The organism is Clostridium sp. YIM B02500 (genome assembly GCF_022324665.1).
GTDB lineage: Bacteria > Bacillota > Clostridia > Clostridiales > Clostridiaceae > Clostridium > Clostridium beijerinckii.
In genome coordinates this window covers 1-22,398 of sequence record NZ_JAKGTE010000039.1, presented here as the reverse complement: position 1 = coordinate 22,398, position 22,398 = coordinate 1, and the positions used below count along the sequence as shown (strand labels likewise).

Annotated in this window: 20 protein-coding genes; 4 read left to right on the top strand and 16 right to left on the bottom strand. The window is 29.7% G+C overall.

Features of this window, described 5'->3' with window-relative positions; all coding sequences use genetic code 11:
• Window positions 1–225 precede the first annotated feature (225 nt).
• The 7 genes from ygfK to L1S46_RS22700 all read right to left on the bottom strand — a co-directional run bounded on the left by ygfK (window position 226) and on the right by L1S46_RS22700 (window position 11,302).
• Window positions 226–3,243, bottom strand: a complete 3,018-nt coding sequence (gene ygfK, locus L1S46_RS22730) for a putative selenate reductase subunit YgfK (RefSeq protein WP_238901052.1) — start codon at window positions 3,241–3,243, stop codon at window positions 226–228.
• 100 nt (window positions 3,244–3,343) lie between these two features.
• Complete coding sequence (guaD, locus tag L1S46_RS22725) at window positions 3,344–4,627, bottom strand: guanine deaminase (RefSeq protein WP_238901051.1); 1,284 nt, start codon at window positions 4,625–4,627, stop codon at window positions 3,344–3,346.
• A gap of 403 nt (window positions 4,628–5,030) precedes the next feature.
• Window positions 5,031–5,672: a helix-turn-helix transcriptional regulator gene (locus tag L1S46_RS22720; RefSeq protein ID WP_012058202.1), complete on the bottom strand. Its 642-nt coding sequence runs from the start codon at window positions 5,670–5,672 to the stop codon at window positions 5,031–5,033.
• Window positions 5,673–5,794: 122 nt separating this feature from the next.
• A complete protein-coding gene (gene hydA / locus L1S46_RS22715; RefSeq protein WP_238901050.1) occupies window positions 5,795–7,171 on the bottom strand; it encodes a dihydropyrimidinase in 1,377 nt (458 codons plus the stop codon).
• A 499-nt stretch (window positions 7,172–7,670) separates the two neighbouring features.
• The gene (arcC, locus tag L1S46_RS22710; RefSeq protein WP_077831265.1) at window positions 7,671–8,591 is read right to left on the bottom strand and encodes a carbamate kinase; all 921 of its coding nucleotides are present in this window, start codon (window positions 8,589–8,591) and stop codon (window positions 7,671–7,673) included.
• A gap of 170 nt (window positions 8,592–8,761) precedes the next feature.
• Entirely contained in the window at window positions 8,762–9,955 is a 1,194-nt protein-coding gene (ygeW, locus tag L1S46_RS22705) for a knotted carbamoyltransferase YgeW (RefSeq protein WP_238901049.1), read from the bottom strand.
• 36 nt (window positions 9,956–9,991) lie between these two features.
• Complete coding sequence (locus L1S46_RS22700) at window positions 9,992–11,302, bottom strand: YgeY family selenium metabolism-linked hydrolase (protein WP_012058198.1); 1,311 nt, start codon at window positions 11,300–11,302, stop codon at window positions 9,992–9,994.
• 552 nt (window positions 11,303–11,854) lie between these two features.
• On the opposite strand from L1S46_RS22700, the gene modB reads away from it, so the two are divergent.
• Both modB and L1S46_RS22690 read left to right on the top strand, forming a co-directional pair.
• The gene (modB, locus tag L1S46_RS22695) at window positions 11,855–12,538 is read left to right on the top strand and encodes a molybdate ABC transporter permease subunit (protein ID WP_085953359.1); all 684 of its coding nucleotides are present in this window, start codon (window positions 11,855–11,857) and stop codon (window positions 12,536–12,538) included.
• Entirely contained in the window at window positions 12,538–13,587 is a 1,050-nt protein-coding gene (locus tag L1S46_RS22690) for an ATP-binding cassette domain-containing protein (RefSeq protein ID WP_012058196.1), read from the top strand. The genes modB and L1S46_RS22690 overlap by 1 nt, the downstream gene beginning before the upstream one ends.
• Window positions 13,588–13,793: 206 nt before the next feature.
• On the opposite strand, the gene L1S46_RS22685 is transcribed toward L1S46_RS22690, so the two are convergent.
• From L1S46_RS22685 to L1S46_RS22650, 8 genes are all read right to left on the bottom strand, one after another.
• A complete protein-coding gene (locus tag L1S46_RS22685) occupies window positions 13,794–14,738 on the bottom strand; it encodes a polysaccharide deacetylase family protein (protein ID WP_238901048.1) in 945 nt (314 codons plus the stop codon).
• Window positions 14,739–15,309: 571 nt separating this feature from the next.
• A complete protein-coding gene (locus tag L1S46_RS22680; protein ID WP_017212905.1) occupies window positions 15,310–15,474 on the bottom strand; it encodes a hypothetical protein in 165 nt (54 codons plus the stop codon).
• Window positions 15,475–15,517: 43 nt separating this feature from the next.
• The gene (locus L1S46_RS22675; RefSeq protein WP_038457435.1) at window positions 15,518–15,733 is read right to left on the bottom strand and encodes a hypothetical protein; all 216 of its coding nucleotides are present in this window, start codon (window positions 15,731–15,733) and stop codon (window positions 15,518–15,520) included.
• 207 nt (window positions 15,734–15,940) lie between these two features.
• Entirely contained in the window at window positions 15,941–16,174 is a 234-nt protein-coding gene (locus L1S46_RS22670; RefSeq protein WP_017212907.1) for a hypothetical protein, read from the bottom strand.
• Between the two features lie 272 nt (window positions 16,175–16,446).
• Window positions 16,447–17,325 carry a tyrosine-type recombinase/integrase gene (locus tag L1S46_RS22665; protein WP_012058194.1) on the bottom strand — a complete coding sequence of 293 codons (879 nt, stop codon included), beginning with the start codon at window positions 17,323–17,325 and terminating at the stop codon, window positions 16,447–16,449.
• Between the two features lie 82 nt (window positions 17,326–17,407).
• A complete protein-coding gene (gene spoIIM, locus L1S46_RS22660) occupies window positions 17,408–18,040 on the bottom strand; it encodes a stage II sporulation protein M (protein WP_012058193.1) in 633 nt (210 codons plus the stop codon).
• 165 nt (window positions 18,041–18,205) lie between these two features.
• Window positions 18,206–18,988 carry an SDR family oxidoreductase gene (locus L1S46_RS22655; protein WP_238901047.1) on the bottom strand — a complete coding sequence of 261 codons (783 nt, stop codon included), beginning with the start codon at window positions 18,986–18,988 and terminating at the stop codon, window positions 18,206–18,208.
• A 211-nt stretch (window positions 18,989–19,199) separates the two neighbouring features.
• A complete protein-coding gene (locus tag L1S46_RS22650) occupies window positions 19,200–20,123 on the bottom strand; it encodes a 2-dehydropantoate 2-reductase (protein ID WP_012058191.1) in 924 nt (307 codons plus the stop codon).
• 132 nt (window positions 20,124–20,255) lie between these two features.
• Here L1S46_RS22650 and L1S46_RS22645 point away from each other — a divergent pair, with 132 nt between their 5' ends.
• Together L1S46_RS22645 and L1S46_RS22640 are read left to right on the top strand one after the other, a co-directional pair.
• On the top strand, window positions 20,256–21,137 hold the full coding sequence (locus tag L1S46_RS22645) for a LysR family transcriptional regulator (RefSeq protein WP_039773868.1): 882 nt from the start codon (window positions 20,256–20,258) through the stop codon (window positions 21,135–21,137).
• Between the two features lie 106 nt (window positions 21,138–21,243).
• Window positions 21,244–21,750, top strand: coding sequence for a flavin reductase (locus L1S46_RS22640; RefSeq protein ID WP_012058189.1), 507 nt, complete (start codon window positions 21,244–21,246; stop codon window positions 21,748–21,750).
• 74 nt (window positions 21,751–21,824) lie between these two features.
• On the opposite strand, the gene L1S46_RS22635 is transcribed toward L1S46_RS22640, so the two are convergent.
• Window positions 21,825–22,238 (bottom strand): thioesterase family protein, encoded by a 414-nt coding sequence (locus tag L1S46_RS22635; RefSeq protein WP_012058188.1) that lies wholly within the window; start codon window positions 22,236–22,238, stop codon window positions 21,825–21,827.
• Window positions 22,239–22,398: the final 160 nt, after the last annotated feature.

Sequence of the window (22,398 nt, the reverse complement as noted above, 5' to 3'; positions counted from 1 at the left end):
AATTTTTAATACTAAGGCACATTCAAAAAATGACAAGTCCATTTACTAGCCTATTTTCCATCATTAAAGGAGGTTAAATCGCATGCGCAATTTAACTAAGTTCGAGAAAACAAATACAAGATTTGGACTCTCACTTATAATAGGCCCACTATGAGGGCAATTTGCCTCCTTGCCTGATGAAAAATATCCATGGCAACTTTGGACTTGTTATTTATTTTCACATGCCTAAAGCATATAATCATACTTATCTATACACGTTTGAATTAGACTAGCCATTTCTTTTGAAACTTCTGATTGCTGCGAAGCAGTATAACTTATAATATCGCTTTCTTCAGTTCTTACTAGACAAATGCCTTTTTCTAAATTTTCAATAAAGAATCCTTTGTTATCACTATTTTCAAAATCTTCTTTACTCCAAAAAACTGTTATTTTATCTTTATATGGATTTCCTTTATGAGGACAGAAAATACCACAGTTACCGCACTCATTGCACATACCATCTAAATGTATAATCTGATGATTAGAAACAAAATCACTGTTTACATTAATCATTACGTTTGCTCTATTAGGACAAACATCAACGCATAATTCACAAATGTTCTTGCACCCTAAACATCTATCAGCTTCTTCTTCACAAGACTTTGAATCTCCTAATATTCCCTTCCTTCCATATAATATCTTTTCATCAGTACAATAACCTTTTTGCTTAAAATCAGAACTCAAACCTTCTTTTGTTAGAATATCTTTTGTAACTATTTTTGCATCTGCTATTGCATTAACAATTGTAGATGGACCTTTTTTTAAATCACCAATGATATATACATTTGCAATATTTGTTTCTAATTTTTCGTTAACAATAGGAAATTCATTAGAATCCAAATTTATTTCATTTTGTCTTAATAAATTACTATCAATTTTTTCACCTGTTGCTATAATAACTGTATCTGCATCTAATGTTGTTATTTCTCCAGTACCTACAGAACTTCTTCTTAAGGATGCATCTCTATCACCTAAAATCATTCTTTCACAAGTAAGTTTTCCATCATTAATAGAAATTGGCGTAAGGAGTTCTTTAAGTAAAATACCTTCAGAAATAGCAAGTTCTATTTCTTCATTATCCGCTGGCATATATTTTTTGGTTCTTCTATATATAATAGAAACCTCTTCAACACCACTCACTCTTTTAGCTGAGCGTGCTGCATCCATGGCAACATCTCCTCCCCCAATAACACAAACTTTTTTACCTAAAGCAATCTTTCCTTCTTTTTTCTTATATTTTTCTAAAAATGAAATAGCATTAATTGCTTTATTATCGCAATCGCTTAATGAAATTTTTCCAGGTTTCCATGCTCCTATGGCCAACACTACATAATCATATTCCTTTTTTAATTCCTTCAAATTAATATTTTCATCTATACAAAATTGAAATTTTACTCCTTGCTTTTTAACCATTTCCAAATCTTTTTTAATCATTTCAGAAGAAATTCTAAACTCAGGTATAACATGTTCTACAACACCCAATGCACTCTCCTTTTTATCCCTTACAGTAACATCTACACCATTTCTTCTTAAGAAAAGAGCTAATGAAAGACCTGCAGGACCAGCTCCAATAATAACAACTTTTTTCCCAGTTCTAATATCTGTTGGTTCAATAGACTCAATAAATTTATCCTGTGCATTTAAAACTGCAATTTGTTTTAAATCTCTGATTGAAACAGATTCATCATAATCAATTCTAGTACATTTAGTCTGGCATTTATGATTACAAATAGTTGATGTAATAGCCGGTAATGCGTTATCTATGGCAATTATTGAAAAAGCCTCATCATATTTTTTTTGTCCTACTAAAGCTGTATATTGTGGGATTTGCTGATTAATTGGACATCCTACAGAGCAAGGTGCAACTGCACAATCATAAAACTGAAGGTTAGAATTAAGTTTTCTGCTATTAACAAGTCGTAGTTCTTTTCGATAATGTTTATCATTAATAGTTTCCTTGACTATGTCCTCCAGAATTTCTACATTAATTCCAGAAATTTTACCATTAAGCTGTTTCTCAACTTTTTTAGCCATTTGAGTTATTCTTTCGTAACCACCTGGCTTTAAGATAGATGTTGCAAATGTTATTGGACTAATTCCTGTAGATAATATTTTATCAATATTAAAGAAGTCAGCCCCACCTGAATAAGAAATTTGTAAATCACCATTAAATTCTTTAGCTAATTTACTTGCTAAAGATATGGATAGTGGAAATAATGCACGTCCAGACATATACATTTCTTCTCCTGGTAATTCATTATTAGTAATTTTAGCTGGTAGTGTATTAGTTAGTTTAACTCCTATTTCTAAATTCAAGTTATTTGCGACCGCCTTCAAACGTTTTAGCATTGCAACTCCATCTGAGTACTGCAAATCATTTGTAAAATGATGTCCATTAAGAACTATATAGTCATATCCCATGGCTGTTAAAGTTTCTTTAACAAACTTTTCACCTAGTAATGTAGGATTCATTTTAATATAAGTATTTAATTTCTTTTCTTCAAGAAAATAGCTAGCAATGCTTTCAATTTCATTAGCAGGACAACCATGAAGTGTTGAGATCGTAATAGATGAACAAATAGTTGGTGAAATTTTTTCCAAATCTTCCTTTGCAAATTCAGAAAACATATCTATATGAGAAAGAAGTGTTTCTTGACATTCTGTCCAAATTTTTGTAGACGATGCGTCTTGCATCCCTTTAATATAAGTATCAATTTTAGAAGATTTTATGCCTTTCAAGTCATATCCTACGCTCATATTGAACATAAAATCTCTTTCCTTTGCAAATTTGAGCTCTTTCATTAGGACATGAAGTAAAAACCAGGCTTTTACATATTCATCAAAGGCTTCTGACACTTTTAATTCTGTAGACCACTCTACGTTGTAACCCTCATCTTGTGCATTGATGCAAGGTTTAGACACTGTAATATCTTCTCCATCGATAACTTGTACTGTTTTTAATTCAATAAAACGACTTCCAGTTAGATATGCACAAACAATATTTTGTGCTAATTGGGAATTTGGGCCTGCTGCCGGTCCAAGTGGTGATGAAAGTTTCTCATTAAATAAAGTAATTGATTTTCCAGTTTCATTATAATAAAATTTATCTTTATGCACGCCAAAAATAGATTCTTTTTCTTTTAACTCTCTAGTAATCCAAGTTAACATTTTTTCAAAATGAATGCGTTGCATTTTATCACTCATAAATAATCCCCCTATTTTCTATTTTTTTCTGTTTAAATTATATAGATAAATACAAGCTAGTACTTATTGACTAGTTAATCAAATTTTTATATAAAAAAATTCAATATTGTTTCGGTTCTTCTATCTTTTTACCTGCTACATATCTTTCCTTAATATTTCTGTCATCACCAGTGTAAATAAATTTTTCTAGTCTTTCTTCTACTGACAATGGCTTAAAGATGGATAGACTGCTATCGTCAATAATCAAGGCATCAAATTCATATCCTTCTTCAAAACTTCCCACTTTACCAAAAATTTTTCCTCCGCCCTTTGTTGCCAAATATAATAATTCTGCTGTAATTAAAGGCTTGTCTGCTTTATTACTTTCTAGCCATTTTAACTTTGACACCTGAGCACAACTAGCAATTACATTAGTCATCGATACACTGTGACCACCTGATATATCTGTTCCAAGTCCTATATTTAAACCTTTTTTCATCAATTTTCGAATAGGCGCAATACCACTTGATAAATTGCTATTTGAATTAGGGCAGTGGGCAACGAAAGCTTCTTTTCTCACCATTAGTTCAATTTCATCTTCTTCTAACCAAATACAATGGGCCATTATAGTAGGAAGATCTCCAAGCAATCCCGCTTCATTATAGACACTTGCATAGTTTTTTAATTTGGGATGTAGTTTTTTCACAAAACTGATTTCGCTCAAATTTTCACTCAAATGAGATTGCACTGGAACATTATATTTTTTTGATAATTCCCCAAGACTTTTTAAGAGCTCAAAGCTGCATGTTGGAACAAACCTTGGTGTAATAATAGGTTTCACTAATTCATATTTTTGCCCATATTCATCTAATAGTTCTTTAGTATTATGAATGGACTCCTCCGTACTTTCTAATAAATATTCTGGTGCATTTCTATTCATATTAACCTTTCCTACATATGCACCTAATCCTGCTTCTTCAAACAAATCCATTAATAACTTTGTTGAATTCTTATGAATAGTAGCAAAAACGCAAGATCTAGTAGTACCATATCTCCATAAACTTCTTACAAAAGCAGAATACACTTTTTTTGCATAGTCTATATCTGAATATTTTTTTTCTTCTGGGAAGGTATATGAATCTAACCATGGCATAAGTTCCTTATCTAATCCTAATCCTAAATTAGGAAACTGCGGTGCATGTGAATGAATGTCAATAAATCCTGGTATTATAAGTGCAGGTCCATAATCTAAAATCTTCAGTTTACTGAATTTTTCAGGCAGCTCTTTATAAACACCTTTAACAAATTTACCATCAATAACAATATATCCACTTTCAAATATTTCATATTTACCTAATTCTTTAGTAAAAATAATATTGCCTTTAACAATATACTCATCTTGCATCACAAGACCTCCTAATAAGGCACATTCAAAAATGTAATTTTCTTTCATGTACCCAAAATATACATTACTAATGATCAAAGGTTCACTTTTATGCATTAAATATAAATTAATAAGGAAACGTTTACTATATTGTCAATTTGACGAACTAGTCCTTTCTTGTTTTTATTATTACTAACTGACTAGTTGATCAATTTTAATTATATTCCATATTTTGGTATTTTTCAATCAATTTATATATGTCAGTAATACATTTTTCTAAGCTTATTTATTTTACATATGAGTTCCATTATTATATATATCTGATTTACACAGAATTATTACTTATTAAATTAATAATCTACAGAATGAAAGACTAATTGTTAAATTTTTTATTAATCCTTTCAAATATTTTACAGTAATATATTTAATCCTCATTGTTATTTAAATAACTGTAAAGTGAATATTTTGAAATATCATAGAACTTTGAAATTTTATCTCCCGATCTTTTAATTAAAAGCGCACCTTTACTCTCTAAATATTTAATGGCTTTCATTTTATCTTCTTTAGTCATAACCGCAACAGGTTTTCCAATTAATTGATACGATTCCTCAATTAAATCTTTGAGGAGTTGATTAACATCGGTTGGAATTGTAACATCACCTTCATCACTGCGTTCTACTTCCTTTATTGAAACAAAATCTTCTATAATCTTATTAGATACCATTAGCTGAGTGATATCATAATTAATACAAAGAAGTGCTTTCGCTTTACCATTTTCATCTGGAATACATATAGTAGTAGATTTCAAAATACGTCCGTCATTTGTACGGGTACTATAACTATAATGGTCTTTATGCTGAAGATTTGAGTGAATTGTTTCCATTGCAATTCGCGATGCAACATCCCCAACTTTACGTCCTGTAACATGACCATTTTCAATCGCTATAATGCTATGTTCATATCCTGCTTTTAGATCATGAATCGCAACTTCACAGTTTGGACCAAACTCTTCCGCAATCCCTTTAATAAGCCTTTTAAAAAAATCCAAATCATCATATACATTCATGCTTAAATCTCCTCTATCATCTTATATTTACATTACAATATAAATATGTTTTGTTATAATTCAAAGCATACAACCAACTATTGTGGCCACTGTGCTTAATATATTAAATAAACAATATACTATTATTCAATTACTTTTCTCTTAATAAATTTTCCATCACCTTTTTTCCCTAAAAACTTATTATTTTTATAAGCTACTTTACCACTCTGTATTACAATATCAATATCTCCCTTTAATGTCATGCCTTCAAAGCATGTGTAATCTACAGCTCCATGAAGCATACTTCTTGTAAGAGTATACTCAGAATTTGGGTTAATTATAGTAATATCAGCATCCCCACCTGGAATCAAAGAACCCTTTTTAGGATAAAGTCCATAAATCTTTGCAGGATTTGTACATAAAAGTTCTACAAAACGATTAATTGAAATTTTCTTTTTCATAACGCCTTCAGAGAAAATTACCCTTACTCGTTCAGCAACGCCAGGAGCTCCATTAGGGCATTTTGTAAAATCGTTAATACCCTTTTGTTTGTCACCCTTTAGATTGAATGAACAATGATCAGTAGCAATTATATTAATTACACCATCTTGTACACCTTTCCATAGAGCAGCAATATCATTACTTTGACGCAAAGGTGGAGACATTACATATTTTAGTCCATTATTGTCTGGCTCAAGATATTTTTTCTCTGTCATTGTTAGGTACTGAGTGCAAGTTTCAGAAAAAATATTCTTTTGCCCCTGCGCTCTTGCTTTTCTTATCTCATCCAATCCCTTTTCAGTAGATATATGAACAATATAAATTGGGGCATCTCCTGCCAATGCTGCAAGATGTAGCACTCTGCTAATTGCCTCGGCTTCACAATGGTCTGGTCGTGATTTTGCATGATATATTGTTTCTAAACAGCCATTTGAAACATAATTTTCTCTAAGGTAATTTATAACATCATTGTTTTCAGCGTGTACAGCAATAATTACTCCCAATTCTTTTGCTTTTTTTAATACTTTTAAAATTGAGACGTCATCCAGTTTAAAATCATATGTCATATAAATCTTAAAGCTAGAAATTCCTTCTTTAGCCAAAGACTCCATTTCAGATAAAACCTCATCATTTACATGCTGTACTACTCCATGGAATCCATAATCAATTACTGCTTTTCCATTAGCCAATTTATGATATTCGTCAATTTGGTGGCGAAGAGCACAATTTTTAGGACCAAAGGCTACATGATCAACAATACTTGTAGTTCCACCACAAACAGCTGCAACAGTTCCAGTATAAAAGTCGTCTATTGATCGACTATTTCCAGATTGCAAATCCATATGAGTATGAACATCCACTGCTCCAGGAATTATATACATTCCCAAAGCATCAATAATTTCTGCATTATCATTGGATAAATTTGTTCCAATACAAGATATTTTATTATTTTCTATCATAATATCTGAACAATAACTTTCTGATTCAGTCACAATAATTCCATTTTTAATAATAATCATTCATAAGCACTTCTTTCATTTTATGTTTTTGTGATTATTCCTTATATGTAGTTGTATTCCTCTCCTCCTAAATCTCTAGTTAAACTTATATCCTCAACGAGTACAATGTCCAACAGCTAGCTGTGGAGCAAAATATTTATGATTTCAGTGAGTTATTTCATAAGTCTAAGTTTTGTTTTGGATATCTATATAGATAAGCCAATTATAAGTTAGATTTATACTATGAAATATATCCCCACTAGAAATGGGTAATATATTTTTGTGGAATGTTTCATTGGTAATTTTGATGGATGTGATTCTTTGGCTATAAGTTGTTCCAAATGTGCTAGTTCAAAGCTTGTCCTTTGAGGCTAGCACTTTGGGTGCAACTTTATAGCCTTAGAATCCCATCAGAATTACCTAGAAACTGGAACAAAAGTATGTTATTCATTTCGGCGAGTTATATGCATAAGTTCAGGTCTTAGTTGGGTTATCTATAGCATAATGCATAAATTTAACTTTACATTTTAAAGTGAGTACCTGTTTTACCTAGAATTCCATCCTGTACTTTGCTTAGAAGCGTAATAATTGCATTCCTTCCTTTTCCTGAAGAAACAAATTCTAAAGCTGCTTGTACTTTTGGAAGCATAGATCCTGGTGCAAATTGGCCTTCTTTAATATACTTTTTAGCTTCTTCCACTGTAAGTGAATCCAGCCATTTAATATTTGGTTTACCAAAGTTTACAGCAACTTTTTCTACTGCTGTTAGAATAATCAAACTATCTGCATCTATCTCTTTAGCTAACAATGCTGCTACAAAATCTTTATCAATTACTGCTGGTACACCTTTTAAATGATTGTTTTCTGTTTGAATAACTGGAATTCCACCACCACCACATGCAATAACTATTTCTCCAGCCGATACTAGCTCTAAAATCGTTTCCTTTTCAATTATATCAATAGGTTTTGGAGAACAAACAACTTGCCTATATCCCCTACCTGAATCTTCTTTCATCACTATTCCAGTCTTCTCTAATTTTTCAGCATCCTCTTTTGAATAAAAACCTCCAATTGGCTTTGTAGGTGTTAAAAATGCGTTATCATTAGGATCCACAAGAGTTTGAGTAATGAGAGTTGTGACAGGGTTATTTAAATTACGTGATAAAAGTTCTTCCCTAATCGCATTTTGCAAATCATATCCAATATACCCTTGACTCATTGCAACGCACATTGTTAATGGTATTTGAGATTTTTTAACAAACTCCATTGCTGAGTTTATCATTCCCACTTGCGGTCCATTTCCATGAGTAATAACCACCTGGTTTCCACCTTCGATTAAATCTACAATACTTTCAGCAGTTAATTTTACTGATTTCATTTGTTCATCTAGTGTATCTCCCAGTGCATTTCCTCCTAACGCTATTACAATCTTACTCACCATATATCCCTCCAATTCTCTTTTTAAATATTTAGGCACTAGAAAGAAAATAAAAATTCAAATTATATGCCATGAAATATTCTTATATGCGGCATAGCTGCTCTTTTTAAATAAAATGTTCTTATATGCAGCATAGCTGCTCTTTTTAAATGTGTATATTTTTTTATTAGTTCCTAACCCTTGAATCTTATATCCTCACTTTGAGCCATTTTTTCTAAAACTTCTGCAGGATTCTTTACCTTTGCTAGAAGAATCATTGCTGCTATAATATATGGCTTATAGCTTGCTTCTTTATAAAGTGGAACTCTGTAACGGTCAAATACAGAATCTTCAACTTCACCTTTCTCACATGACAAATTACTAATATCAGCTGGTAAGCAATGTAAATAAAGTGCCTTTCCATCTTTAGTTGTTTTCATTAATTCCTCTGTGCATTCCCAATCTTTATGTTCTGCATTTTGAGCAAGAAGTTTTTTCTCTAATTCTTTAATACCTTCAGAATCGCCTTCTGAATAAAGATCAGTACGTTCTTTCATTGCTGCAAAAGGAGCCCAGCTCTTTGGATATACTATATCTGCATCTTTAAATGCTTCTGCCATATTATTAGTTTTTGTGAATGTTCCACCTGATTCCTTAGCATTATTACGAGCTATATTTTCAACTTCTTCCATTACTTCATAGCCTTCTGGATGTGATAAGCAAACGTCCATACCGAAACGTGTCATTAATCCTATAACCCCTTGTGGTACAGATAATGGTTTACCGTAAGATGGTGAATAAGCCCAAGACATAGCTATTTTTTTACCCTTTAAATTTTCAATGCCACCAAACTCATGTATGATATGTAGCATATCTGCCATAACTTGAGTTGGATGGTCAATATCACATTGTAGATTTACTAATGTTGGTTTTTGTTCAAGAACTCCATCTTCATATCCTTCCTTTACTGCATCAGCAACTGTATGCATATATTTATTTCCTTTTCCAATATACATATCATCACGAATTCCGATGACATCAGCCATAAATGAAATCATGTTAGCTGTTTCCCTTACAGTTTCACCATGAGCAACTTGACTTTTACCTTCATCTAAGTCTTGTACTTCAAGACCTAAAAGATTACATGCACTAGCATATGAAAAACGAGTACGTGTTGAATTATCACGGAATAATGAAATTCCAAGTCCACTATCAAATAATCTTGTTGATTTGTTATTTCTACGTAATTCTCTTAATGCATCTGCAACTTCATAAACTGCCTTTAACTCATCTGTAGTTTTTTCCCATGTAAGAAAAAAGTCATTTTTATACATTTGATCAATTTCTAAGCTTTTTAATGCATTAACATATTTATCTACAATACTCATAATTTTAATATCCCCCTTAATTTTCGCTAACAATATTTATTTATTTGAAGTATATATAGTTGGAACAGCAGCATAAACTGCAGCACATTTTACTAAATCTTTTTTCCATGTCTTTTCATTAGGAGCATGTGCTTGAGCTTCTGCACCAGGTCCAAATCCTATTACAGGAATTCCATTACGTCCCATAATTGAAACACCGTTTGTAGAGAATGTCCATTTGTCAGTAAGCGGACGAGCTTTTCTCATTGCTTCATTTTCACCAGCACCGACTCTTGTTGTGCCGTAAAGGCCTTTATATGCCTCTTCTAATGCTTTTGTTACAATATGATCTTCTGGAATTACCCAAGTTGGGAAGTAGCATTCAATTGGGTATACTAAACCAGTGTAACTTGGTCTATCGTAGTTATACATACTTACTGTTGCATTGTATTTTTTAACAGCTGGAAGTTGACGAATTTCTTCTAAACAGCTTTCCCAAGTTTCACCTGCTGTCATACGACGGTCTAATGAAATTGAACATGAGTCAGCAACGGCGCAACGGCTTGGGGAAGTATAGAATACTTGAGAAGTTGTAACAGTACCTCTTCCTAAAAAGTTAGCCTCTTTAAATTCTGGGTTGTATTTTTCATCTAACATTTTTACTAAGCCCTTGATTTCTTTATTATCAGCTACATCATTTTCGTTAAGGTCACGAATGTTCATTAATATTTCAGCCATTTTGTAAATTGCGTTGTCTCCTCTTTCTGGAGCTGAACCGTGGCATGAAATTCCTTGAACATCAACACGGATTTCCATACGGCCTCTTTGTCCTCTGTAGATACCACCATCTGTTGGCTCTGTAGAAACTACAAATTCAGGTCTGATTTTGCTTTCTTTGATTATATATTCCCAGCAAAGTCCATCACAATCTTCTTCTTGAACTGAACCAACAACTAATGCTGTGTATTTTTCATTTAAAAGGCCTAAATCTTTCATTATTTTTGCACCATAAACAGATGAAACGATTCCGCCTAATTGATCAGAAGTACCACGTCCACCTATTTCAGTTTCTGTTTCATATCCTTCGTATGGATCAAAGTCCCAGTTATCTCTGTTTCCTACACCAACTGTGTCAATATGAGCATCAAAGCCTATTAAAGTTTCCCCTGTACCCATATATCCTAAAATATTACCCATTGGATCTATTTCTACTTTATCAAATCCAACGCTTTTCATTTCTTGTTCTATTCTTTTTATAACACCTTCTTCTTCTGCACTTTCACCAGGTATTGCAACTAAATCACGAAGAAATTGGGTCATATCCTCCTTATAGTTTTCAGACTTTGATTTAATTTGATCAAAATTCATATTCTCTTCCCCTATCTTAATTAATATTTTATTTGGAATCATATTTATAACGGAAATAAATGCTTGTCTACTTTGTTTGTAATGATATTCAGTAGCCTATAAAATCCACTTCTGAAATATTATTATTAAATTAATCTCCTATATATTCTACAAATCATTTCCTTACCTAAAAAAAATTTTTTATACCAAATTTATTTTTATGGTAATATCATACATCTTTTCAATTAAATTGTAAATATTTTCAAGTTATCTTTTTTAATAATATTTCTATTATTTTTTTACTATAAGAAAACAAAATTAATCATATGTAATACACTATTGTATTTTTATAGAATTAATGCTAATATTATAAAAATCATAATAAAACCGAACTAAACATTATCAAACATGACTATATAAAACATATTTAAATATTTTATTATATATTTATTCTATTTTGCATTGATTTTTAACAATTGTAATCTACTATAATTAAAATTTTTTAGATTGACTGCTACAGAATTATGTTATATTTTTTGACAATTTTTTAGTTTGTCTAACTTTTAAGGAGGAATTAATATGGATTTTTCACCTTTATGGATTTCTATAAAAACTGCTACATTATCAACAGTAATAACATTCTTTTTAGGAATTATAGTTTCTTATTGGATGTCAAATTTCAAAGGAAAATCTAAAGGAATAATAGATGGGTTATTTACTTTACCTTTAATTCTTCCTCCAACTGTTGTAGGCTTCTTTTTATTGCTTATCTGTGGTAAAAATGGTCCTATAGGAAAGCTACTAGATCTCTTTAATACTTCTTTAATTTTCAGCTGGAGTGCTACGGTTATTGCTGCTATAGTGGTTTCATTTCCTATGATGTATAGAACCACACGTTCTGCTTTTGAGCAAATAGATATTAATATTCTTTCTGCTGCCAGAACTCTTGGCCTTAGTGAATTTAAAATATTTTATAAAATCGCTATTCCATTAGCCATGCCAGGTATTATAGGTGGACTAGTTTTATCTTTTGCAAGAGCTATGGGTGAATTTGGCGCAACACTTATGCTAGCAGGTAATATTCCTGGAAAAACTCAAACTATGCCACTTGCAATATTCTTTGCAGCCGAAGGTGGAGATATGCAAAAAGCAATTCTTTGGGTTATCATAATTGTTACTTTATCATTATTTCTAATTCTAATATTAAACTATTGGTCAGAAGTTCAGTTAAAGCTTATGGGAAGGGGTGCTAGATAATGTCATTATATGTAAATATAGAAAAACATCTTTCCTCATTTAATTTAAATGTGAATTTTGAACATAAAAGCGGTGTTCTAGGTTTCTTAGGTTCATCAGGATCCGGAAAAAGTATGAGTTTAAAATGTATATCTGGATTAGTTACTCCTTCTAGAGGAAAAATAATTGTAAATGATAAGATTTTTTTTGATTCAGAGAATAAAATTAATTTAACTCCACAGAAAAGAAAAATCGGTTATCTATTTCAAAATTATGCTTTGTTTCCTAATATGAATATAATTGATAATATTGAAATAGGCATTTCTAAGATGGAAAAAGATCAAAAGGAATCCTTAATCAAAGAATATATAGAAAGATTACATCTTGGTGGACTCGAAAAACGCTATCCTTGGCAGTTATCTGGCGGGCAGCAGCAAAGAGTAGCTTTAGCTAGGGCACTTATAACGTCCCCTGATATTTTACTTTTGGATGAGCCTTTCTCTGCTTTAGATCAACATTTAAGAAATGATTTAGAAAAAGAATTAATGTCTATAGTAAAAGATTATAGTGGTAATGTTATCTTTGTTACTCATGATATAGCTGAAGCTTATAGAGTTTGCGACAATATAATTGTTTATGAAAATGGAGTTTCTTTAGAAAATCGAGAAAAGAAAGACTTATTTAAACATCCTAAAAGTCTTACAGAAGCTACATTAACAGGATGTAAAAACATATCTAAAGCTAAAAAGACTGGGAAAAATACCATTTATGCTGAAAATTGGGGCCACGAATATGTTATTAATGACGAAATTCCAGACAATATCCAATATATCTGCATAAGAGCTCATGATATTGAAATATGTACAAACAATAATGAAAACATTAATACTTTTCCTTATACCATTGATACTATTATAGAAAACCCCTTTGAATTTACTATATATATGAAAAACAATACTAAAAAAGATGCAAAATTGATTGAATTTAAGGTAGAAAAAAAGAATATGAATTTCTCTCTAAACACTAGTGTATATCTCAACTTTCCAAATGACAATCTATTTTATTTTTAGACTTAAGTCATTTACTACTATATATATAATTAAAAAGTCCCATTTTAAATTTATGTGAATATACAAAAGGTGATGGATAAGCTTAAGTTAACTTTTCCATCACCTTTGTATAAAACTGCAAATCAAGACTACAATAATCTTCTTATATAAATAGAAAGAGGTGAATTTTAATATAATTTCTAAATTCATCTTTTTCTTAATAAATACTATTTAATAACCTTGAATTCATATCCCTGTTGTTTTAAATATTCTATAATTCCTGGTAATGCTTTTGCTGTTTCTTCTTTACCGTAAGTATCATGCATCAAAATTATTGCCTTTTCCCTTCCTGCTGTAGTTTTTATAACTTCCTGCTTTAATTGCTCTGCATTCTTAGGTGCACCTTCCGCATCCTGAGATAATGAATTCCAATCTATTTGATGATAATCTTTTTTATGTAAAGCCTTGTCCATAGTATCCATACCAACTGAATCTTTATTCTTCCAAGTCATATGCCCACCTGGAAATCTAATAGCTCTAGTTGAAAAATCTTCTCCTAAAACCTTTTTTAGAGACTCATTTGTTTTTTCAATGTCAGACATACAATTCGATAAGTTTATCTTTCCATTTGGATATAAATAATTATAATTATGTGAATAAGTATGATTACCTATAGAATTTCCTTCAGATAATTCTCGTTTAACTATATTTTTAGTGTTCTCATCTTTATCTAGTGATTTTCCCACAATAAAGAATGTTGCATGCACATTCTCCGACTTCAAAATATCTAGTATTTGAGGTGTAACTGTTTCCGATGGACCATCATCAAATGTTAAATATACTACTTTCTTACCGTCTGCTCCATCTGGCTTTTGCCCCTTCATTTGCTGATTCAAATACTTTTCAATAAATGAAGAATCTTCTACTTCTGAATTACTCTCAACATTCAGAGAATCTCGGTTATCCTTTTTATCATTTGAATTTGAATCTGAATCTCCACTTTGCTTAGTGTCATCAAGTGCTTGTACTTCTTGTCTATTTTTGGAAAACTTCGCTGCAATGAGAGAGCTACCTCCGACTATTAAAAAAACTATAGTCATAAATAAAATAATTATTCTAGCTTTTTTTATGTTATTATCTTTACTTTTATTATACCTATAATTTTTTCTCATATATTTATTTCCTCCTATAGCTAGATTAATTTACATTTTTATAAGTATATCATATTTGTTTTACTTATTGCACAGAAGTTCGACTTAAATATAAATTATGTAATTTTTTGTAATAATCTATATATTTTCTGTCGTTTTATTGTATACTTTTCCATAAAAATCACTTCACTACAATATACGACATTATTTATGCTAATTTAGCTATTTACAAGCTCTAATATATGTTACTAATAGTATATACTAACTCAGCATGTACAATACTATTATCAATTAGTATTCTAATTCCATATTACTTTAAAATAACCATAAATAATTTATTCAAATCCAAAACCGCTATTAAGAAATTTATAATTTTTCTTTTATTTTTTTAGTCTGCCATCATACTGACACAATGATATACTAAAATAAGTACATAAAGTTAATAAAATCTTTTTTTCATAAATATTTACCCTATAATATAAAAAACAAAGAGCAACATTCATATTACCCCTATGTATGTTGCTCTTTGTTTTTATAGTTTTAAATAATAATGCTAAAGCATTATTACAGTTTATCTTATTTATAATAAATATCATATTTTTATATTTAAAACCGAAGTGATAAGTGTTTTAAGCTTTATATACAATCTAAAGCCAATATACGCTGACGACTTTCTAGCTACTTCTTTATATTGATTGTCAAGCCACTCGTAATCATAAATTTTAAAAAACATATCATCAATTTCTTTATCATTCATTATCTCACCTGCTTATATATGCTCTCAATAAAATTGATAATTATTAATAATTTTCATATTTATTGCTATTTATATAATAATCTCCCTTTGCATGTCCTTCTTTTTCTCCTATATAAATGTCAAGCGCTCTTATACCTCTATTAGCTAGCTTTATAAATAATATGAATGCATATATTGATAAAGCAAATATTACTATTGATAATATTAAATATACTATAATTAGTATGACACTTAATATTGTAGTGCTTGTTGGATGCATAAAAAATTCCTCCCCAATCTATTATTAATTAAAATTGCATTTAAGATTATACCATTAATTACCTATAACCACAATCATCTATAAATATTATTATTAGGTTACTTCTATACTTTTTCTATATCAATTTAAATTTAAATTTAAAATAAAATTTTATAACGTCAAAAAGAACCCTATTTCTAGAGTTCTTAGTTAAGTTTACTCTCTATATCATTTCTCATTATTACACCTTGGCACAATAATATAAAACTTATTTAAAGCTTTACATTTGGGACATTTCACTTTAATATCATATTTCCCTTCTTTAGCACTTACTAGTTTAGCACTAGCTATTGATGAAGTCTCTCCTTCAAAATTCAATACTCTTTCTGTTTCTGGAGTCGTGTATTCCCATGCAAAACTTATATCACACTTAGAGCATTTCTGTATTGAACTTAATAACATTAATCTTCCTCCTCTTATATAACTAATTGTATATAAAGGCTACGCTATCCATATGCACCTTTCCTTTTTGACCATAAATATCGCCTCCTCTCATATAAGTTAATTATACAAAAGTTGGAATATTCCTTCTGTAAATTTTAATAAATAAATATTAATCTACAAATACAAAAATTCATCCTTAAATAAAACTTGCCACCAATTTGATAAGTGGTGGCAAACGGGTGGAAACTCCCGTAATATTTTTAATTAATTTCTTGTACAAATAACTATTCTCAAGCTCTTGGATGAGTATGCATGTATATATAGTTTATTTTATCATTATTGATTATCTCATAGTACGTATCCATATATGTTAATACCTGATTACCGAGTAACTTCTGAACAGCCCTAACATTTGCTCCATTTTGAAGAAGATGAACAGCAAATGAATGTCTGAAAGTGTTTAAATTAACGTCTTTATCTATACCAGCTTTTCTAGAGTATTCTTTAACAATTCTCCAGATACCCTGTCTTGTGAGCTTATTACCATTTAGATTTACAAAAAGATTAGACACACCGCATTGTGCAATCTTATATCTTATGCTTAAATATTCTGTTAATGCTTTACAAGCGCTTCTTCCTATAGGAATAAGCCTTTCATAATGCTTGTTATCTGTACATTTTACAAAATTTAAATCAAGATTAACATCATCTACATTTAATCCAATAAGTTCTGAAACTTTCATTCCAGTAGCGTACATTAACTCTAACAATGCATTATCACGAATTCCTTTTGAGCAGTCTTTTTCCACTATTCTAATTATCTTATCTACTTCTTCAATGGTCAAAATTTGTGGCAATTTTCTATTATTTTTTGAACTCTTATATTCAATTTTAGGAACTTCCTTAATTAAAGTTTCACTTTTCAAATATGAATAGAAATTCCTTAGACTTATAACTATTCTATTTATAGATCTTTCTGATTTTCCTTGATTAGTGAGATTTTGTATATATGACATAACCGTTGATTTATCACTTTCATATAAGTCTATCTTTTTTCTATTTAAGAATTTTAAATAGAGACTAACATCTGTTACATATGCATATATAGTATTCTCACTTTTACCACTCTCAAACAAATAATTTTTATAATTATTTATACTATTTATCATTATTAACTCCTATACCATTGATTATGATTAGCATTCGACCAAATCGTCATTTTTCTTTCCTTATTTAAAATCATCTTTTGTTTTATAAATAGAATTTATTAGCCACAAATCTTATCAAAGATGGTGATATATAAGTTTCAATTAATATGCCTATTGTAAATAATATTAGGATGACAATTAATTTATTTAATACACCATCTAAAAAAGGATCTTTTATCTTTCCATGTTTGAAAAATCTTCCCTTAAACCTTTCTGTAGACATAGATAAACTAATAACACTTAATGCTATGAAACATGGAATATATATTAAATTCTGAGGAACAATAGATATTAAGGCTAGTCCAATCCCTTTTCCTTGAAAAGTAGTTATCATGAAAGAAAAAGTATACCCTAATGTAAAACCTTTTAATAAGTCCAAAATTAATATTACAGGAGCTCCAAAAAAAGTTAAACCTAATATAAATATAGGTATAATAATTAGTATATTTTTCTTTATAACCTCGAATAATAAATTTCCATAATTGATAGGATGGCTACCTATAGAATTAGTAAAACTAAAAAAATAATTTGTTAAATCCGTTTTATCTGATTCCCCCATATATTTAACAGTGTAAAGCCCAAAAGATATTCCTAAACAAAACATTATCAGTACAATGAAAAAATAGGCTTTCTTATCCCTAAAAGTATCATTTAGTTTAGTAAGTAAAAAATTCATCTCTTATTCCTCCTTTAGTTACTCTACTTTATACTATGTTTTATATTTGAAGTTTATTCCAGCACCTAATTATAAATATGTAAATCCGAAAAAAAAAATCTTATGCATATAGAAAATAACTTCTATATACATAAGATTTAAAATATTTTTATAACGTATTAAATACTAATTATTATCATATCTCCATCCATTATCATCGTTATATATCATAAGTTTTGTCATTCCGCCATCTATATTAATATTTTCTCCATTAATAAAGCTATTTTCTTCATTACACAAAAACATAGCTGCTCTCGCTATATCTTTTGGATTCCCTATTCTGCCTGATGGATGCTGCAATAAATCACTCTCACTATACTTTGGTACATATTCTTCATCATAATAAGCACCTGTATCAATCCAACCTGGGCTAATCGAATTCACCCTGACTTTATTAGAAAGACTAACAGAAAGCCCATGAGTCAATGCCAAAATTCCGCCTTTAGCAGCTGTATAACTTTCTGTATCAGATTGTGACATATAGGCTCTAGTAGATGAAATATTTACAATTGCACCATTTTTATTAAAATTATTCATAAGTAACTTGGTTAATATGTATGGCGCGGTTACTCCAACTTTAAGTACATAATTAAAATCTTCATATGAACATTTAGAAATAATTCCTTTTTTATTAATACAAGCATTATTAATGAGGTAATCTATATTTTTATATTTTTTTATTATAAACTCTGCAAACTTATATAAAGTATCCTCTTCTGCAATATCGCCTAAAAAGAATTCAACTTCTCCACCTTTTCTTTTTATATATTCTACATTTTCATTCCCTGCTTCTTTATTTTTATCAATGAAGATAACTTTAGCACCGACATTTGAAAATTCTCTTGTTAAACATCTTCCTATCCCTAAAGCTCCTCCAGTAATTATGCATACTTTATTTTTATAATCCATAATATATCTTAGTGCAAGAGTTAAATCACACTAAAAATTCACCTCCGTAAATAAGTCAAAATAATAAACTATTATAGTTGCTAATATTATAACACACTAGTGAATTTTTAATGATCAATCTTATTTTAAACTAAATAATCATATTCGTGAACTATAAATGAATTATTTAAGAAAATGCTTTACATACCTATTATATGTGTTTCAGAATATCTTACACAGGTTGTAAAACTCTTAGCTTTTCATAAGCTTTTTGAGTATAAGGGGTAGGAACTCCCAAATCTTTTCCCATCCTACATAAATCGCCACAAAATAATTCAAGCTCAAATTTTTTTCCAGATACTACATCTCTATGCATTGAACTTATACTTTTTTTAGATAAGCTTTTTAGTGTACTTATTGCATTCTCATAAATATTAGGATGAAGATTTATTCCCTTACTTCTAGCAACTTCTTCACATTCCTTTGCTACATTACAAAATGTTTCAAATTTCATTTTATCTTCTAATATTCCTTTTACTTTCACATCGTAATATGAATCAGTTACATTAAAAGCACAATTAAATACGTAGTTATTCCATGCAAAAATTTCTGCATCTCTTCTTACCTCACATAAAATATTTGATTTAGTTAAAACATTATAGATCCGTTCTAAATCTCTCTTATACATAGGGCGTTTTTTATTAGATGATATAAATATTCTAGTATTTTGGCTAGTATGCTTAATAACTCCATCACCTTCAATTTTTGAGCTAATTGACATAATAGCATCTGTTACTTTTCCTTTTCTTAAGTAAGAATATAACTTATTTCCGCCGTCTACCCCATTAATTATAGGAATAATTAAAGTATGATCACCTACCATAGGTAAAATTGCTTTTGCTGCCGCCTTTAAAGAATATCCTTTTACGCAAACAAAGATAATGTCAACAACACCAATTTCATCTGAATCATCTGTTGCAAGTGTAGGAAAAACAGTAAAACTTCCATTTATTTCACTTTTCAATGAAATTCCATCAGTCTTTATTTTATTTAATGTTTTTCCATAAGCTACAACATTAACATTTTCTTTACTTCTACAAAGCATAGCAGCAATATACCCACCTATCGCTCCCATTCCAATTATTCCAATCTTCATAATATATTCTTCCTTTCTTTTATATTTTTAATATAAATTCAAATATTTTTCTAGCTTATTACTATTTTAGCTTGTCTTAATGTATAATAAAAATATATATTAGTTATGAATACTATAATTAGGAGTTATACTATGATTTTTGATCTAAATCTTTATAAAGTCTTTCTCACAGTGGCCAAATGTAAGAATATATCCCGTGCAGCTGAAATTCTTTTTGTTTCTCAACCTGCTGTAAGTAAATCAATAAAAACACTAGAAAATTCTTTTAATGTAACCTTATTTTCGAGAAGTTCAAAAGGTGTGACCCTAACACCAGAAGGAAAAATATTATTTAATCACATAGAAAATGCTTTTGATGAACTTAACCTTGGAGAGAATATTTTGGAAAAGCTAAAAAATAAAGAAACTGGTACAATTAACTTGGGTGTAAGCACAACCATTGGGAAAAATTATTTTTTACCTAGATTTCGGGAATTTATAAAAGAATATCCTTACTTTAAGACCAAGATAATAAATAAACCTACTTTGGACACAATAAAGTTAGTTCAAGAAGAGAAATTAGATTTAGGCATAATCGGTACTACTTCCACCCAAGATGATCTTAATTTTATAAGGCTTTGCAAAATTCAAGATATCTTAGTAGCAAGTGGTACTTATTTAGAAAAACTAAACTTGAATTCTGCTGATGATACATTAGCTGAAGGATCTTTTATGCTTCTTGAAAATCCTAACGCTACACGAGAACATATAGAAAGCTATTTTAATAAACATAATATCAATATCATTCCAGATATTGAAGCCAGCAATATGGATTTTTTAATTGAATGCGCAAAAATGGGACTTGGTATTACTTCTGTTATAAAAGAGTTTTTAAATGATGAGCTTGAAAATAAAATCCTTTTAGAAATTCCTCTAAAAGATGAGATCCCTCCCAGATACATAGGTGTGATCTATAAAAATTCAAATAATCTGTCAATAGCCGCTAAAACACTTATCGATTTCCTAAAAAAGTGATTTAAGTAATTATATAAAATTAAAAATTATGTAATTGAACTTTTATTCTAATAGCTTTAAAATAAGTATAAATTATTAAATAAAAAAATTTATAGGAGGCAAGCATATGTCATTCAAAGAAATTGAAATTAAAAACCTAAATATAAATCCATTCACTCTCATCGGACACGAATGGTTATTAATCACAGCTGGTACTGAAAATAAATTCAATACCATGACCGCAAGTTGGGGAGGACTAGGCGTATTCTGGGGTAAAAACTCAGCTACTGTATACATTAGACCTGGACGTTACACAAAACAATTTGTAGATTCAAATGATACATTTACATTATCATTTTTTAGCGAAGATTATAGAAAAGCTTTAAATATTTGTGGAAGTCTTTCTGGAAGAGATAATAACAAAGTTGAAAAAGCAAATTTAACTCCAATTTTTGATGAGAATAATACTTACTTTAAAGAAGCAAAAATGGTGGTAGTATGCAAAAAGATGTATCATACAGAAATTAAACCTGAGAACTTTGATAATCCTTCTTTTGATGAGAAAATTTATCCTGAAAAAGATTATCATACAATTTATATTGGAGAAATCGTAAAAGTATTGGTTAATGAATAGACCTGCTACAAAACAAAGATCATATCTAAAATTCTTAATTTAAGATATGATCTTCTAGATTCACACGATATATTTTATATTAAAGATTCTAACTTATTGAATATTTCTTTATTTACCTTCTTTAAGTTAATTATCTTAAAGTCATTGTTAACAAAAACATGTAATGTACTTCCTTTAGCAATTTCTTTTTGATCATTTTCTCTGATAACTGAATAATTAAACTCTACCTTAACAGGTGTTAGTTGCTTAACCCATGTTTTTATGATTAATTCATCTTCATATTTTGCTCCTATAATATATTTACAATTACTTTCAGCTAAAGGTATTAGTATGCCATTTTCCTCCATTTCACTGTAACTTATATTACTTCCTTTTATGAAATCAGTTCTCCCTGCCTCAAACCAAATAAAGTAATTAGAATGATGAACAATTCCCATTTTATCTGTTTCTGCATATCTTACTACAATCTTTGTTTCACTTATATACAATTAAAGCACTCCTTCTTATGATAAATATACTATTTATTTCATAATTTCTGTATAAAAAAAAGACAGTCATAATGACTATCTTTAATACTTACCTCGCAACGTCCTACTCTGCCACACAGTCTCCCATGCAGTACCATCGGCGCTATAGACCTTAACTTTC

Bases quoted from the DNA above. Each gene is read 5' to 3' on its own strand.
- ygeW (WP_238901049.1), bottom strand. From the start codon at position 9,955: ATGAGTATTGTAGATAAATATGTTAATGCATTAAAAAGCTTAGAAATT.
- guaD (WP_238901051.1), bottom strand. From the start codon at position 4,627: ATGCAAGATGAGTATATTGTTAAAGGCAATATTATTTTTACTAAAGAA.
- L1S46_RS22675 (WP_038457435.1), bottom strand. From the start codon at position 15,733: ATGCATCCAACAAGCACTACAATATTAAGTGTCATACTAATTATAGTA.
- L1S46_RS22655 (WP_238901047.1), bottom strand. From the start codon at position 18,988: ATGGATTATAAAAATAAAGTATGCATAATTACTGGAGGAGCTTTAGGG.
- L1S46_RS22680 (WP_017212905.1), bottom strand. From the start codon at position 15,474: ATGAATGATAAAGAAATTGATGATATGTTTTTTAAAATTTATGATTAC.
- L1S46_RS22720 (WP_012058202.1), bottom strand. From the start codon at position 5,672: ATGAATGTATATGATGATTTGGATTTTTTTAAAAGGCTTATTAAAGGG.
- hydA (WP_238901050.1), bottom strand. From the start codon at position 7,171: ATGATTATTATTAAAAATGGAATTATTGTGACTGAATCAGAAAGTTAT.
- spoIIM (WP_012058193.1), bottom strand. From the start codon at position 18,040: ATGAATTTTTTACTTACTAAACTAAATGATACTTTTAGGGATAAGAAA.
- L1S46_RS22700 (WP_012058198.1), bottom strand. From the start codon at position 11,302: ATGAATTTTGATCAAATTAAATCAAAGTCTGAAAACTATAAGGAGGAT.
- L1S46_RS22665 (WP_012058194.1), bottom strand. From the start codon at position 17,325: ATGATAAATAGTATAAATAATTATAAAAATTATTTGTTTGAGAGTGGT.
- L1S46_RS22685 (WP_238901048.1), bottom strand. From the start codon at position 14,738: ATGAGAAAAAATTATAGGTATAATAAAAGTAAAGATAATAACATAAAA.
- L1S46_RS22690 (WP_012058196.1), top strand. From the start codon at position 12,538: ATGTCATTATATGTAAATATAGAAAAACATCTTTCCTCATTTAATTTA.
- L1S46_RS22670 (WP_017212907.1), bottom strand. From the start codon at position 16,174: ATGTTATTAAGTTCAATACAGAAATGCTCTAAGTGTGATATAAGTTTT.
- ygfK (WP_238901052.1), bottom strand. From the start codon at position 3,243: ATGAGTGATAAAATGCAACGCATTCATTTTGAAAAAATGTTAACTTGG.
- arcC (WP_077831265.1), bottom strand. From the start codon at position 8,591: ATGGTGAGTAAGATTGTAATAGCGTTAGGAGGAAATGCACTGGGAGAT.
- L1S46_RS22640 (WP_012058189.1), top strand. From the start codon at position 21,244: ATGTCATTCAAAGAAATTGAAATTAAAAACCTAAATATAAATCCATTC.
- L1S46_RS22650 (WP_012058191.1), bottom strand. From the start codon at position 20,123: ATGAAGATTGGAATAATTGGAATGGGAGCGATAGGTGGGTATATTGCT.
- L1S46_RS22645 (WP_039773868.1), top strand. From the start codon at position 20,256: ATGATTTTTGATCTAAATCTTTATAAAGTCTTTCTCACAGTGGCCAAA.